This is a genomic window from Pelagibius sp. CAU 1746 (assembly GCF_039839785.1).
Lineage (GTDB): Bacteria > Pseudomonadota > Alphaproteobacteria > Kiloniellales > Kiloniellaceae > Pelagibius.
The window spans coordinates 743,472-756,985 of record NZ_JBDOQT010000001.1 but is presented as its reverse complement, the minus strand read 5'-3'; the positions used below and the strand labels follow the sequence as shown (position 1 = coordinate 756,985).

Sequence of the window (13,514 nt, the reverse complement as noted above, 5' to 3'; positions counted from 1 at the left end):
GAAGACAAGCATGGAACCGATCATCGGCGGACCGAACGGCCCTGGCGGCCCTGGAGCCCCGGCGCAAGCCGGCGCCGACGTTATCAAGGACAGCGATCAGCAGGCCTTCGCCCAGGACGTCATCGACGCCTCCATGACGGCGCCGGTCATCGTCGACTTCTGGGCCCCCTGGTGCGGTCCCTGCAAGCAACTGGGCCCGATGCTGGAGAGCGCGGTCAGAGCCGCCGGCGGCGCCGTGCGCATGGTCAAGATCAACGTCGACGAAAACCAGCAGCTTGCCGCCCAGCTGCGCATCCAGTCGATCCCCACGGTCTACGCCTTCTTCCAGGGCCAGCCGGTCGACGGCTTCCAGGGCGCGCAGCCGGAAAGCGAGATCAAGGCCTTCGTCGAGCGCCTGCGCAAGGCCGGCGCCGCGGGCCAGGGGCCGAGCCCCATCGAGCAGGCCATCGAGCAGGCCCAGGGCGCGCTGGAAGCCGGCGAGGCCGACACCGCCGCGGCCATCTTCGGCCAGGTCCTGCAGCACGACGCGGAGAACGCCGAGGCCCTGGCCGGGCTGATCGCCTGCTACCTGGCCAAGGGCGAACTGGAAACCGCACGCGAGGTCTACGAAGGCCTGGACGACAAGCTGCGCGCCAACCCCGCCTTCGCCTCCGTCGCCGCGCAGATCAATCTGCAGGAGCAGGCCGCCGAGGCCGGCGAGATCCCGGCGCTGATGGAAAAGGTCGCCGCCGACCACAACGACCATCAGGCGCGCTTCGACCTGGCCATGGCCCTGCAAGGCGCCAACCAGCGCCAGGCCGCCGCCGACGAGCTGCTGGAGATCATCCGCCGCGACCGCAACTGGAACGAAGAGGGCGCGCGCAAGCAGTTGGTCACCCTCTTCGAAGCTTGGGGCCCGACCGACCCGCTGACCATCGAAACCCGGCGGCGCCTGTCGTCCCTGCTGTTCGCCTGACCCCGCTTTGGCATAGCCAGATGTTGTTATGAGCCGCACCGCCTTCGATCCCGCTTTCGAGGACCTGCCGAAAGTTCTGCCGATCTTTCCGCTGGACGGCGTGCTGCTGCTGCCCGGAGGACGCCTGCCGCTCAACATCTTCGAACCGCGCTATCTGGCGATGTTCGACGACGCCATGGCGAGCAACCGGCTGATCGGCATGATCCAGCCCTGCGACGAATGCCGCGGCGAGAAAGCGCCGAAGGTCTACGAGACCGGCTGCGTCGGCCGCGTGACCTCCTTCAACGAAACCGACGACGGCCGCTACCTGGTGACGCTGTCGGGCCTGATCCGCTTCGACGTGGCGCGCGAGCTGCCGGCCGGCAGCTACCGACTGGTGGAGCCGGACTACGCGCGCTTCGCCGAGGACATGGAAGAAGACAAGGGCGAGATCGACCGCGAGCGCCTGATGAAGGTCTTGAACGCCTACTTCGAGGCCAACTCCATCGAAGGCGACTGGGAGGCCATCGAACAGACCAGCGACGAGCGCCTGGTGACTTCGCTGGCGATGATCTGTCCGCTGGGTGCGCCGGAGAAGCAGGCGCTGCTGGAGTCCATGACGCTGACCGAGCGCGCCGAGGCGCTGACCGCCATCATGGAAATGGCCACCCACGACCACGACGGCGCCACCGAAACCAAGCACCACTGACCGCAAGTCCCCGCGGAGATATCAGGAACAGGCCCATGACCCACACCGTCGATCCGAAGCTGCTGGAAATCCTGGTCTGCCCGCTGACCAAGGGGCCGCTGGAATACGATGCCGAAGCCCAGGAGCTGATCAGCCGACAGGCGCACCTGGCCTACCCGATCCGCGACGGCATTCCGATCATGCTGGTCGACGAGGCCCGCCAGATCGATGACTGACGGGGCGGCGAGCAACGGGGCGGCGGGCGGCGGCAAGACCCTGCGGGAAGAGGCCGCCCAGGACTTCGACACCGAGCACTGGCCGACGGAAATCCGCTACAGCGCCGCGGACAAGACGCTGCATGTCGCCTTCGACAACGGCGCGGCCTTCGCCTACCCGGCCGAGCTGCTGCGCGTCGAAAGCCCCTCGGCCGAAGTGCAGGGCCACGGGGCCGGACAGAAGCAGACCGTCGCCGGACGCCGCCACGTCGGCATCATGGAGATCGTGCCGGTGGGCAACTACGCGGTGCGCATCAAGTTCGACGACCTGCACGACAGCGGCATCTTCTCCTGGCAGTACCTCTACCGCCTGGGCCGCGACAAGGACGCCCTGTGGCAGGCCTACCTCGAGTCCCTGGAAGCGCGCGGCTTAAGCCGCGACCCCTGACAACCAGACCTGAACGCTGGCCTGATTCCGCCGCCCGCCGCGTCGCGGGAGGGCAAGACTGGCCCGCCCCCTGTGCCAAGCTGAGGCGCCGCTTCAGTCAGGAGGGAAAGCCAAATCATGGCGCCCGACAGCCTGCGTCCCGAGAGCCTAACACACAGCCCCGTCGATCTGCCGGCGCTGCGCGCCTGGCGCCTCGATCGCCTGCGCGAAGAGCTGAAGGCGCGCGACTATGCCGGCGCCCTGCTCTACGACCCCATCAACGTCCGCTATGCCTGCGACGCCCGCAACATGGCGGTGTGGTGCCTGCACAACGCCGTGCGCTATGTCTTCGTGCCGACAGAGGGGCCGCTGGTGCTCTTCGACTTCCACAACTGCGGCCACCTCTCCGCCGGCAACGAGGTCATCGCCGAGGTGCGCCCGGCCATCGCCTGGCATTACTTCGCCGCCGCGGAGCGCGGCGCGGAGCTGGCCGGGCGCTGGGCGGCGGAGATCGCCGGGCTGGTCGCGTGCCACGGCGGCGGCAACCGGCGCCTTGCCGTCGACAAGTGCGACTTCCGCGGCATCGACGCGCTGCGCGCCCAAGGCGTCGCGGTCTGCGACGGCCAGGAAGTGCTGGAGCGCGCGCGCCGCCTGAAAGGGCCGCAGGAGATCGCCTGCCTGCGCGCCTCGGTTGCCGTCTGCGCCGAGGCCATGGGCGCGATGCGCGCGGCCCTGACCCCCGGCATGAGCGAGAACGAGCTGTGGTCGATCCTGAACCAGGTAAACGCCGCGCGCGGCGGCGAGTGGATCGAGACAAGGCTGCTGGCCGCCGGCGGGCGCAGCAATCCCTGGTTCCACGAATGCGGCGAGGGGATCATCGAGGCCGGAGACATGGTCAGCTTCGACAGCGACATGATCGGCCCCCACGGCTACTGCGCCGACGTTTCGCGCGCCTTCCTCTGCGGCGACGGCAGGCCCCGCGACGAACAACGCCGCCTCTATCGCCTAGCCGCCGAGCAAATCCACTTCAACATGGACTTGCTGCGGCCCGGCCTCGGCTACCGCGAACTGGCCGAGCGCGCCTGGAAGCTGCCGGCGAGCTGCCAGGCCAACCGCTATTCCGTCGTGGTGCACGGCGTCGGGCTCTGCGACGAGTACCCCTCCGTGGTCTATCTGCAGGACTACGACGCCGCCGGCTATGACGGCGTCTTCGAGGCCGGCATGGCGGTCTGCGTCGAGAGCTACATCGGCGAGGAAGGCGGCCACGAAGGCGTCAAACTGGAGCAGCAGGTGCTGATCACCGAGACCGGTGTGGAGCTGCTGTCGACCTTCCCCCTGGAAGAGGCGTTGCTGGGCCGCGAGATCTAGAGGGCTCCGCCCTTCATCCCCTTTTACTAAAGGGACTCGCCCTTCACCAGGCGCGGCAGGTCGCCGACCAGGCCCATGGCGTGGCGCATGAAGAAGCGCTTCAGCGGCGGCACGCGGTCGACCGCGGCGAGGCCCAGGTCGCGCAGCAGACGCAGCGGCGGCAGGTCGTTGGAGAACAGCCGATTCAGGGAATCCGTCGCGGCGATGAGCGCCATGTTGTCGAAGCGCCGCCAGCGCTGGTAGCGCTCCAGCACCGTGGCGTCGCCGATGTCGAGGCCGAGGCGGCGGGCATCGACGATGCATTCGGCCAGCGCCGCCACGTCGCGCAGGCCGAGGTTCAGGCCCTGCCCGGCGATGGGGTGGATGCCGTGCGCCGCGTCGCCGATCAGCGCCAGGCGCGTGTCGATATAGCGCTCGGCGTGCAGCAGCGACAGCGGGTAGGACCAGCGCCGCCCGCCCCACAGCGACAGCCGGCCCAGGGAGTCGCCGAAGCGGCGCTGCAGTTCCGCAGCGAAGGCCGCATCGTCCAGCGCCATCATGGCCGGGATCAGGCGGCGCTTTTCGGTCCACACCAGCGAGGAGCGGTGAACCGGCTTGCCGCTCTCGTCGGGCGCGTCGGTCATCGGCAGCAGCGCGAAGGGACCCGAGGGCAGGAAGTGCTCGTGCGCCACGCCGTGGTGCGGCCGGCTGTGGGCGACGGTGGCGACGATGCCCGTCTGGCCGTAGTCGATCTCCATCGCCTTGATGCCCGCCGCCTCGCGCTGCGCCGAGCGGCGCCCGTCGGCGGCGACCAGCAGGCGCGCCTTGATCAGCGCGCCGTCGGCCAGGCGCGCTTCAACGCCGCCCTGCCGGCGCGTCACCTCGGCAAGCTGCGCCGGGGCGCGCAGATCAAGCGCCTTCAACGCCCGCACGCGGTCCAGGCAGGCGCGGCGGATCGCCGTGTTTTCGACGATGTGGCCCAGCGGCCGGGCCGCCGCCGGATCCGCGGCCACGTCCCCGCTGGCGAAGTGCAGGTGCAGAGCCGAGGCGCCGCCCCGCCGCAAGGTACCTAACCGTCCGTCGGAGATGCGGATGTCGAGGATCGGCGCCGCCGCCGGCAGCATGCCCGGCCACAGCCCCAGCACCTCCAAGGCCTGCTGCGAACCGCGGGCGATGGCCGAGGAGCGGCCGTCGAAGGCTTCCTCGCGGAACAGCGCCGGGTCCTGGTGATCGACGGCCACCACCTCCAGGCCGGCCTCGGCCAGGGCCACGGCGAAGGTCAGGCCGACCATGCCGCCCCCGACGACCAGCACTTCGACATCCCGCGCCGCCGTTTTCGAGGCTGCCTCGCCCTGTGCCATGATTTCCTTCCTTTCCCGCAGAGACCGCAGCTTTACGCCCCGGGGCGGGCTTGTCCAGACACCGCTTGTCGCAGGCCGCCGCGCGCCCCCTTGCGCCGGCCCGCGGCGTTAGAATGCACATTTTTTAATCATGCTGTGATTTGTGCACAACAATTCATCTTACCTGATCGCGATTGCCGGCCCGGCGTGTTGGTGGGAGTCGCCCGGAACGGTGGATTCCCGCCGTTTTCCCGCCGCCGGTGCCATTTGGCACGCTTCTTGACTCTGCAAGGTCCGGGAGCCGGCGTTTTTTGGGCGGCGGCACAGCTATCTGGGTTCGGCCCGGCGGGCGGCACAACTGCACCGGGGACCGCCTGGAGCTCACCGGTGCGACAGCGGAAGAGGGGATACCGGCGCATGAAGATGGTGATGGCCATCATCAAGCCGTTCAAGCTGGATGATGTGAGAGAAGCCCTCACGGGGATTGGAATCGAAGGCCTGACGGTCAGCGAAGTGAAAGGCTACGGCCGCCAGAAGGGTCAGACCGAAATCTACCGCGGCGCGGAGTACTCGGTGAACTTTCTTCCCAAGGTGAAGATCGAGGTCGCCGTGTCCGACGACACCGTCGGGCAGGTGGTGGAGACCATTCAGAACTCGGCCAATACCGGCCGGATCGGGGATGGAAAAATCTTTGTTCTCGACGTCGGCCACGCCGTGCGCATCCGCACCGGCGAGACCAACTCCGAGGCTCTGTAGGAGGGATTCAGGGATATGAAAGTCATGGGTACTTCTCTTGGCCGCGTGTCGGGCGGCCGCAGGCTTGGCCTGGCGGGCCTGGCCGCCGCAGCCGTGCTGGCCGCCAGCGCGCCGGCCCGCGCGGAGGTCTCCGCCGAGACGGCCTTCGTCTTCAACACCTTTTCGTTCCTGGTGAGCGGCTTCCTGGTCATGTGGATGGCCGCCGGTTTCGCGATGCTGGAATCCGGGCTGGTGCGCACCAAGAACACCGCCACCATCTGCCTGAAGAACATCGCGCTCTATTCGGTCGCCGGCATCATGTACTACGTCATCGGCTACAACCTGATGTACGTCGATGTCTCGGGCTTCATCGGCTCCTTCAGCCTGCTCTACAACACCAGCCCCGCGGAACTGGCCCTGCTGGGCGCCGACGAGGCGACGCCGGAGCTGATCGCTGCGGTGACCGACAACGGCTACTCGGTGATGTCCGACTGGTTCTTCCAGATGGTCTTCGTCGCCACGGCGGCCTCGATCGTCTCCGGCACCCTGGCCGAACGCATCAAGTACTGGCCCTTCATGATCTTCGTGGTCATCCTGACCGCCTTCCTCTACCCGATCCAGGGCTCCTGGACCTGGGGCGGCGGCTGGCTCAGCGCCATGGGCTTCTCCGACTTCGCCGGCTCGACCATCGTCCACTCCGTGGGCGGCTGGGCGGCGTTGACCGGCGCCGTCATCCTGGGCCCCCGCAAGGGCAAGTTCGGCGCCGACGGCTCGGTCCACCCGATGCCGGGCGCCAACCTGCCGCTGGCGACCCTGGGCACCTTCATCCTGTGGCTCGGCTGGTTCGGCTTCAACGGCGGCTCGCAGCTCGCCCTGGGCTCGGCCCTCGACGCCGCGGCCATGGCCATCGTCTACGTCAACACCAACATGGCCGCCTGCGCCGGCGTGGTCGCCGCGATGGCGCTGACCCAGATCATCTACAAAAAGATCGACCTGACCATGGCGCTGAACGGCGCCATCGCCGGCCTGGTCGCGATCACCGCCGGCCCGGACCTGCAGAACCACTTCCTGTCGATCGTCGTCGGCGGCATCGGCGGCGCGCTGGTGGTCTTCGCCGTGCCGCTGATCGACAAGCTGAAAATCGACGACGTGGTCGGCGCCATCTCCGCCCACCTGGTGGCCGGCGTCTGGGGCACCCTCGCGGTCGGCATCTTCGGCTCCGGCAGCCTGGTGACGCAGGTCGTCGGAATCGCCGCCGTCGGCGTCTTCATGATCGTCACCAGCACCATCGTCTGGCTGAGTCTGAAGCACACGGTCGGCATCCGCGTCGACGAGGAGGCCGAGGAGATGGGCCTCGACAAGGCGGAGCTGGGGATGGAGGCCTATCCCGAGTTCGGCCACGGTTCGCAATCGCTTTAGAGGGACTTCCCTCTAACCGGGTTTCACCGAAACCCGTCCGATAATCGGCTTCCTGCTGGAATACGATTATCCTCTGCCAAGACTGGGCCTGGGAGCCATCGCTCCCAGGCCCTCTTTTTTGCCCGTTTTTTCGCCGCATTTCGGCACTAGCCTGGCCTTTCCCCCGCGTCCGGGCCGCGGCCGCCAAGGCTTGTCGCGCCTAGGCCGCACGGATAGAATCCGGTGGAGTCGTTTGCGTTCTGTACCCTCGTGCAACGAGGCGCCGCGCCGCCGTGGACATCGCCACCGGCTTAGGCAGCCCGGCCGACGACGCCCCCACCGGGAAATCGGGGGAGAAATCCCGGGAGCAGCTCCAGGAAACCATTCGGAACCGACGCGTCTTGTCCGATCGCCGCAGTTTTCAAGCCTTCCACCCCTTCGCCAGGTTGAGCCGCCTGCTGGACTCCCATCCCGCGGGCCACGACAGGCCGATCCTGCTGTCCATCGGCGAGCCGAAGAACCAGCCCCCGGCCTTCGTGACCGAGGAGATCGCCGCCGCGGCGACGAAATGGTCGAGCTATCCGCCGCCGCGCGGCACCCCGCAATACAACGGCGCCTGCGCCGACTGGCTGACCCGGCGCTACGGCCTGCCCCGGGGCATGATCGACCCGCAACGCCACGTCCTGCCGCTGCCGGGCAGCCGCGAGGGCCTGTTCTTCGCCGTGCTGTCGGCGGTGCAGGACCACCAAGGCGCCGCGCCGCCGGTCGTCCTCATGCCCAATCCCTTCTACCACGTCTACGCCGGCGCGGCCGTGGCCATGAGCGCCGAGCCGGTCTTCGTGCCGGCGACCGCCGAGACCGGCTTCATGCCGGACTACGGCGCGCTCGATCCCGCGCTGCTGGACCGCGCGGTCTTCTGCTTCCTGAACTCCCCGGCCAACCCCCAGGGCGCGGCGGCGGACCGCGGCTACCTGGCCCGCCTCGTCGCGCTGGCGCGCCGCCACGACTTCATCGTCGCTTTCGACGAATGCTATGCGGAGATCTACGACACCACGCCGCCGGCCGGGGTCCTGGAAGTCGTCGCCGAGAGCGGCGGCGCGCTGGACCACGTCCTGGCTTTCCACTCTCTCTCCAAGCGGTCCTCGGCGCCGGGGCTGCGCTGCGGTTTCGCCGCCGGCGACCCCGCCCTGATCGACAAGCTGGACGCCGCCCTGCGCGTCGGCGGCGCCGGCGTGTCCCTGCCGATCCTCGCCGCCGGCACCCGGCTGTGGCGCGAGGAGGCCCACGTCGAGGCCAACCGCGACTACTACCGCCGCAACTTCGCGCTGGCCGAGCGCATCCTCGGCAACCGCTTCGGCTTCCGCAAACCCGATGGCGGCTTCTTCCTGTGGCTCGACGTCGGCGACGGCGAGGCCGCGGCGCTGAAGCTGTGGCGCGAGGCCGGCGTGCGCGTCGTGCCCGGCGGCTACATGAGCGAGCCCGGCCCCGACGGCGTCAATCCCGGGGCGCGCTACATCCGCGTCGCCCTGGTCTACGACGCCGCGACCACCGAGGAAGGCCTGAACCGCATCGTCGAAGTTCTTGGCGACGGGGTGCCGGAGGATGGGGCGCCGGGCGACGGCACGGCGGCCGGGCGCGCCGCGCCGCAGACTGCGGCGGCGGAGGGCTAGGCCATGGTTCTGCGCTCCAACAGCTCCCCCCGCGAAGGGCGCACCACGCTGCTGCCCAGCGGCACCAACGAGTTCTTCAGGAAGCGCGCCATCGAACTGGGCGGCGGCATCCTCTCGGTCTTCGCCTTCGCGCTGCTGCTCGCCTGCCTGACCTACGACCCGCGGGACCCGTCGTGGAACGATTCAACCGGCGGAGCCGTAAGCAACCCGCTGGGGGTCTTCGGCTCCTACAGCGCCGACGTCATGATGCAGTCCCTCGGCATGGCCGCCCTGCTGGCGCCGCTGGTGCTCTTCGCCTGGGGCTGGCGTCTGCTGCGCGAACGCCGGCTGCCGACACGCTGGTGGTGGCGCCTGGCCGCCTTCCCCGCCGGCCTCGTCGCACTGGCCATGGCGCTCGAGTCCTTCCCGCGCCCGGGCACCTGGCCGCTGGACAACAAGCTGGGCGGCTTCGTCGGCAACCTGGCGCTGGGACAGATCCATGACCTGACGGCACTGCCGGTCTGGCTGCTGGCCCTCATCGCCTTCCCGCTCGGCCTCGCCGCGCTGTTCTTCGCCCTGGGCCTGACGCCGGCGGAGTGGCGTCTGCTGCGCGGCGGCGCGGCCTGGGTCTTCGGCGGCGCGCGCCGCGGCCTGATCAGCGCCATGGAACGCCAGAAAGCCGTCGAGCCGGGCGAGGCGCGGGCCGCCGCCCGGCGTCAGCGCCGCGAGCCGATCCTGGACGAAGACATGGAGGACGACGGCGGCGACACCCTGGCCCCGGCCCTGCGCCGGGCGGCCGCGCGCGCCGACGACGAGGAAGACGCCGAGCTGATCGCCGCGCCGCGCAAGAAGGCCACGCCCGGCAAGCGCGCCAGGTCGGCCGCCCAGGGACGCCTCGACCTGGGCCCGACCGGCGTCTACGAAACGCCGCCGCTGACCTTGCTGGACCTGCCCAAGGGCGCCGGCAGGGGCGAGGGCCTGAACCGCGACGCCTTGGAGAAGAACGCCCGCCTGCTGGAGACGGTGCTGGAGGACTTCGGCGTGCGCGGCGAGATCGTCAAGGTGCGCCCCGGCCCGGTGGTCACCCGCTACGAGCTGGAGCCGGCGCCGGGCACCAAGACCAGCCGCGTGATCGGCCTGGCCGACGACATCGCCCGCTCCATGAGCGCGGTCTCGGTGCGCGTCGCCGTGGTGCCGGGCGACAGCGTCATTGGCATCGAACTGCCCAACGCCAAGCGCGAGACGGTCTACCTGCGCGAGCTGCTGGCGGCGGAGGACTACGAGAAGAACAGCGGCAAGCTGCCGCTGGTTCTGGGCAAGGACATCGGCGGCAATCCCTCGCTGGTCGACCTGGCGCGCATGCCCCACCTGCTGGTCGCCGGTACCACCGGTTCGGGCAAATCGGTGGCGATCAACGCCATGATCCTGTCGCTGCTCTACCGCCTGGGTCCCGACCGCTGCAAGTTCATCATGGTCGACCCCAAGATGCTGGAGCTGTCCGTCTACGACGGCATTCCGCACCTGCTGGCCCCGGTGGTGACCGAGGCCAAGAAGGCCGTGGTGGCGCTGAAGTGGACGGTGCGCGAAATGGAGGAGCGCTACCGCGCCATGTCGCGCCTGGGCGTGCGCAACCTGGAGGGCTACAACGCGCGCGTCGAGGAGGCACGGCGCAAGGGCGAGGTGCTGACCCGCAAGGTGCAGACCGGCTTCGACCCGGAGACCGGCCAGCCGATCCACGAAGAAGAACCCTTCGACCTGGAGCCGCTGCCGCTGATCGTGGTGGTGGTCGACGAACTGGCCGACCTCATGCTGGTCGCCGGCAAGGACGTGGAGGCGGCGATCCAGCGCCTGGCGCAGATGGCGCGCGCCGCCGGCATCCACCTGATCGTCGCGACCCAGCGCCCTTCGGTGGACGTCATCACCGGCACCATCAAGGCGAACTTCCCGACGCGTATTTCCTTTCACGTGACCTCGAAGATCGACAGCCGCACCATCCTGGGCGAGCAGGGCGCCGAGCAGCTTCTGGGCCAGGGCGATATGCTTTACATGGCCCAGGGCGGGCGCATCCTGCGCGTGCACGGGCCGCTGGTCACCGACCAGGAAGTCGAAGACGTGGTCGCCTTCTTGAAAAAGCAGGGGGAGCCTTCCTACATCGAAGCCATCACCGACGAGGGCGAGATGGATCTCGACGGCGGTGGCGGCGGCGGCGGCCTGGGCGGCGAGAGCAGCGGCGACGACCTCTACGACCGGGCGGTGGCGGTGGTGCTGCAGCACCGCAAGGCCTCGACCAGCTTCGTGCAGCGTCACCTGCAGATCGGCTACAACCGCGCCGCGCGCATCATCGAACGCATGGAGGCCGAAGGTTTGATCTCAGCAGCGAACCACGTGGGCAAGCGCGAAGTGCTGCCGCCGGGCGGCGGCGAGGTATGACGGCGCGCACAGATCTGCGCCGGCGTCTGCTGGGCGCCTTGGGCGCCGCTGCGCTGCTGCTGGGAGCCGCCCCGGCGGGCCTGGCCGAAAGCCGCGCGCAGACCGCCGCGCTGTCGCCCGACGACGTCGCCGCGGTGAGCCGCGTCGAGCGCTATCTGAACGAGATCCAGACCATGCAGGCGCGCTTCGTGCAGGTCTCCTCCAACGGCGCCTACGCCGAGGGCGAGGTCTACCTGGACCGGCCCGGGCACCTGCGCTTCGACTACGACCCGCCGACCCCGGTGCTGATGATCGCCAACGGCTTGTCGCTGCTCTACTACGACAAGGAACTGAAGGAGGCGACTTTCCTGCCGCTGTGGGAAACGCCCCTATGGTTCCTGATCCGCGAGGAAGTGCGCCTGGACGAGAACGTCGAGATCGTCGCCATCGAGGAAGCGCTGGGCACCCTGCGCCTGACCCTGCGCGACGCCGACACGCCGGACGGCGGCGCAGTCACTCTCATCTTCAGCGACGACCCCTTGATCCTGAAGAAGTGGGAGATCACCGATCCCCAGGGCATCGAGACGCAGGTGTCGCTGGTCAATCCGGTCTTCGGCGTGGAGGTCGATCCCGACCTCTTCAAGACCGGCGACCTGGAAGTCTGGCAGGGCGGCAGGAACCAGGACCGCTAGGCCGCCACACCGCCCCGCAAGGACAGCGAGACGGCCCCTCCCTTTATGGAGGGGCCGATTTTGCTTTTCGGATCTGCGTGGCTTGGCGGAACCGCTTAGAAGTTAAAGCCGTACTTATTGTTGGTCTCCTTGATCTCGGCGACCGCGTTGTTGTGGTCGGCGAAAAGCAGGATGCGGTCGCCGGGGCGCGCCCGCTTGTTCAGCTCGACCTTCACCCAGACGAACTGGCCGGCCTTGATCGGCGGAACCGGCGTCGTGGCCGCGCCCGAGTTACCGTTGGCCATGTTCACGCTTTGCAGCAGGGCACCCGGGGCATTGGCGGCGCCCGCGTTCTTCACCTGGACCATGAACTGGTTGGTCGTACCGCCGATGGCGCTGGCATGCAGGATCAGGAAGTCCGGCTTGGGGGCCTGCTTCTGAAAAGTCGGCGCGGGCGGGGTCGGCTGCTGCGGCTTGACGCGGGTCTGAGCCGAAGCATCGACGGCGGAAGCCAGGGCAATAGCGCCCATCAGCGCCAGGGTCACGATACGCATTGAATTTTTCCTCTGGTTGATTTTCAGCGGCGGCATTGCCTGTTATGGAGTGGTAGTCGCCGGCGCCGCCGGGAGGGTTCAAAAAAAAATTTCTCGCGGGACCCGGAAAGCCTCCGGGCCGGCGCGAGAGGCGGCGGAGAAGGCTGCCGGCCCTCCCCGGCCCTTCGGGGAAAAGCGCGAAGCGGCAGAGGGGATGCAACCCTGCCCCGCAGGTTGGGCGCTTGTCAGGGCCACCGCCCGGCGCTACCTAATTCGCCATGACGAAAGCCTCTCCCCTGCCGCTGGTCGGCGTTCCGGCCTGCGTGCGCGACGTCGACGGCCAGCCGTTCCACACGGTGGGCGACAAGTACGTCCGCGCCCTGGCGATCTCCGCCGGCGTCGCGCCGCTGATGATCCCCTCGCTGGGCGAGGATCTGTTGGAGCTGCGCCGCCTGCTGCGCAGCTTGGACGGCGTGATGATGACCGGCAGCCCCTCGAACGTGCACCCCAGCCACTACGGCCAGGTGGAAACGCCCGAGGCCGAGCCTTTCGACCCGGCGCGCGACGCCACCAGCCTGGCGCTGATCCGCTTGGCCATCGAGGAGGGCGTGCCCCTGCTGGTGATCTGCCGCGGCTTCCAGGAGCTGAACGTCGCCCTGGGCGGCACGCTGCACGCGCGCGTCCACGAGGTTCAGGGCCGCATGGACCACCGCCGCCCCCAGCACCCCGAGCTGGACGTGCAGTACGGCCCGCGCCATCCCGTGAAGCTGCGTGCCGGCGGCCCCTTCGCGGCCCTGGCCGAGGCGGCGGGGATCGGAGGCGAGCTGATGGTCAATTCCCTGCACTGGCAGGCACTGGATCGCATCGCCGAGCGGCTGGTCATCGAAGCCGAGGCCGAGGACGGCACGCCGGAGGCGGTCAGCGTGAAGGACGCCAAGGCCTTTGCCCTGGGCGTGCAGTGGCACCCCGAATACAAGGCCTGGGAGAACCCCTTTTCGCGCCAGCTCTTCGAGGCTTTTGGCGCCGCGGCGCGGGCCCGTGCGGCGGGCCGGCCTTCCGACGACGTCTTTCCGCTGGCGGCCCTGGGACAGGCCTGAGCCGGCGTCCGGATAGGCCGCGAAAGGACCACCCCGCAGCGCCCCTTCGGCCTCGGCGGAGCGGACGCCGC

13 protein-coding genes are annotated in these 13,514 nt (G+C 69.1%); 11 read left to right on the top strand and 2 right to left on the bottom strand.

Going from position 1 to position 13,514, the window contains the following annotated elements; genetic code table 11:
- Positions 1-10: 10 nt before the first annotated feature.
- The 5 genes from trxA (at position 11) to AAFN88_RS03490 (ending at position 3,632) form a co-directional block, all read left to right on the top strand.
- A complete protein-coding gene (gene trxA / locus AAFN88_RS03510; protein WP_347518212.1) occupies positions 11-955 on the top strand; it encodes a thioredoxin in 945 nt (314 codons plus the stop codon).
- A gap of 28 nt (positions 956-983) precedes the next feature.
- Complete coding sequence (locus AAFN88_RS03505; protein WP_347518211.1) at positions 984-1,643, top strand: LON peptidase substrate-binding domain-containing protein; 660 nt, start codon at positions 984-986, stop codon at positions 1,641-1,643.
- A gap of 35 nt (positions 1,644-1,678) precedes the next feature.
- The gene (locus tag AAFN88_RS03500) at positions 1,679-1,858 is read left to right on the top strand and encodes a Trm112 family protein (protein WP_347518209.1); all 180 of its coding nucleotides are present in this window, start codon (positions 1,679-1,681) and stop codon (positions 1,856-1,858) included.
- The gene (locus tag AAFN88_RS03495; RefSeq protein WP_347518207.1) at positions 1,851-2,285 is read left to right on the top strand and encodes a DUF971 domain-containing protein; all 435 of its coding nucleotides are present in this window, start codon (positions 1,851-1,853) and stop codon (positions 2,283-2,285) included. The genes AAFN88_RS03500 and AAFN88_RS03495 overlap by 8 nt, the downstream gene beginning before the upstream one ends.
- 117 nt (positions 2,286-2,402) lie before the next feature.
- Entirely contained in the window at positions 2,403-3,632 is a 1,230-nt protein-coding gene (locus AAFN88_RS03490) for a Xaa-Pro peptidase family protein (protein ID WP_347518205.1), read from the top strand.
- A gap of 26 nt (positions 3,633-3,658) precedes the next feature.
- Here AAFN88_RS03490 and AAFN88_RS03485 read toward each other — a convergent pair whose 3' ends face one another.
- Positions 3,659-4,972, bottom strand: a complete 1,314-nt coding sequence (locus tag AAFN88_RS03485) for a UbiH/UbiF/VisC/COQ6 family ubiquinone biosynthesis hydroxylase (protein ID WP_347518203.1) — start codon at positions 4,970-4,972, stop codon at positions 3,659-3,661.
- 396 nt (positions 4,973-5,368) lie between these two features.
- Between AAFN88_RS03485 and AAFN88_RS03480 the strand changes: the two genes are divergently transcribed.
- The 5 genes from AAFN88_RS03480 (at position 5,369) to AAFN88_RS03460 (ending at position 11,834) form a co-directional block, all read left to right on the top strand.
- Positions 5,369-5,707, top strand: coding sequence for a P-II family nitrogen regulator (locus AAFN88_RS03480; protein ID WP_347518201.1), 339 nt, complete (start codon positions 5,369-5,371; stop codon positions 5,705-5,707).
- Positions 5,708-5,731: 24 nt separating this feature from the next.
- A complete protein-coding gene (gene amt / locus AAFN88_RS03475) occupies positions 5,732-7,105 on the top strand; it encodes an ammonium transporter (protein WP_347518199.1) in 1,374 nt (457 codons plus the stop codon).
- Between the two features lie 380 nt (positions 7,106-7,485).
- Positions 7,486-8,754: an aminotransferase class I/II-fold pyridoxal phosphate-dependent enzyme gene (locus AAFN88_RS03470; protein WP_347518197.1), complete on the top strand. Its 1,269-nt coding sequence runs from the start codon at positions 7,486-7,488 to the stop codon at positions 8,752-8,754.
- A 3-nt stretch (positions 8,755-8,757) separates the two neighbouring features.
- Positions 8,758-11,163: a DNA translocase FtsK 4TM domain-containing protein gene (locus tag AAFN88_RS03465; protein WP_347518196.1), complete on the top strand. Its 2,406-nt coding sequence runs from the start codon at positions 8,758-8,760 to the stop codon at positions 11,161-11,163.
- On the top strand, positions 11,160-11,834 hold the full coding sequence (locus tag AAFN88_RS03460; protein WP_347518194.1) for an outer membrane lipoprotein carrier protein LolA: 675 nt from the start codon (positions 11,160-11,162) through the stop codon (positions 11,832-11,834). Before AAFN88_RS03465 ends, AAFN88_RS03460 begins: the two co-directional genes overlap by 4 nt.
- 95 nt (positions 11,835-11,929) lie before the next feature.
- Here the strand turns inward: AAFN88_RS03460 and AAFN88_RS03455 are convergent, their stop codons facing one another.
- Complete coding sequence (locus tag AAFN88_RS03455; RefSeq protein ID WP_347518192.1) at positions 11,930-12,367, bottom strand: CARDB domain-containing protein; 438 nt, start codon at positions 12,365-12,367, stop codon at positions 11,930-11,932.
- Positions 12,368-12,624: 257 nt separating this feature from the next.
- Between AAFN88_RS03455 and AAFN88_RS03450 the strand changes: the two genes are divergently transcribed.
- Positions 12,625-13,443, top strand: coding sequence for a gamma-glutamyl-gamma-aminobutyrate hydrolase family protein (locus tag AAFN88_RS03450; RefSeq protein WP_347518190.1), 819 nt, complete (start codon positions 12,625-12,627; stop codon positions 13,441-13,443).
- The last annotated feature ends 71 nt before the right edge of the window (positions 13,444-13,514 follow it).

Bases quoted from the DNA above. Each gene is read 5' to 3' on its own strand.
- AAFN88_RS03485 (WP_347518203.1), bottom strand. From the start codon at position 4,972: ATGGCACAGGGCGAGGCAGCCTCGAAAACGGCGGCGCGGGATGTCGAA.
- AAFN88_RS03490 (WP_347518205.1), top strand. From the start codon at position 2,403: ATGGCGCCCGACAGCCTGCGTCCCGAGAGCCTAACACACAGCCCCGTC.
- AAFN88_RS03455 (WP_347518192.1), bottom strand. From the start codon at position 12,367: ATGCGTATCGTGACCCTGGCGCTGATGGGCGCTATTGCCCTGGCTTCC.
- AAFN88_RS03480 (WP_347518201.1), top strand. From the start codon at position 5,369: ATGAAGATGGTGATGGCCATCATCAAGCCGTTCAAGCTGGATGATGTG.
- AAFN88_RS03500 (WP_347518209.1), top strand. From the start codon at position 1,679: ATGACCCACACCGTCGATCCGAAGCTGCTGGAAATCCTGGTCTGCCCG.
- trxA (WP_347518212.1), top strand. From the start codon at position 11: ATGGAACCGATCATCGGCGGACCGAACGGCCCTGGCGGCCCTGGAGCC.
- AAFN88_RS03465 (WP_347518196.1), top strand. From the start codon at position 8,758: ATGGTTCTGCGCTCCAACAGCTCCCCCCGCGAAGGGCGCACCACGCTG.
- AAFN88_RS03450 (WP_347518190.1), top strand. From the start codon at position 12,625: ATGACGAAAGCCTCTCCCCTGCCGCTGGTCGGCGTTCCGGCCTGCGTG.
- AAFN88_RS03460 (WP_347518194.1), top strand. From the start codon at position 11,160: ATGACGGCGCGCACAGATCTGCGCCGGCGTCTGCTGGGCGCCTTGGGC.
- AAFN88_RS03505 (WP_347518211.1), top strand. From the start codon at position 984: ATGAGCCGCACCGCCTTCGATCCCGCTTTCGAGGACCTGCCGAAAGTT.
- amt (WP_347518199.1), top strand. From the start codon at position 5,732: ATGGGTACTTCTCTTGGCCGCGTGTCGGGCGGCCGCAGGCTTGGCCTG.
- AAFN88_RS03495 (WP_347518207.1), top strand. From the start codon at position 1,851: ATGACTGACGGGGCGGCGAGCAACGGGGCGGCGGGCGGCGGCAAGACC.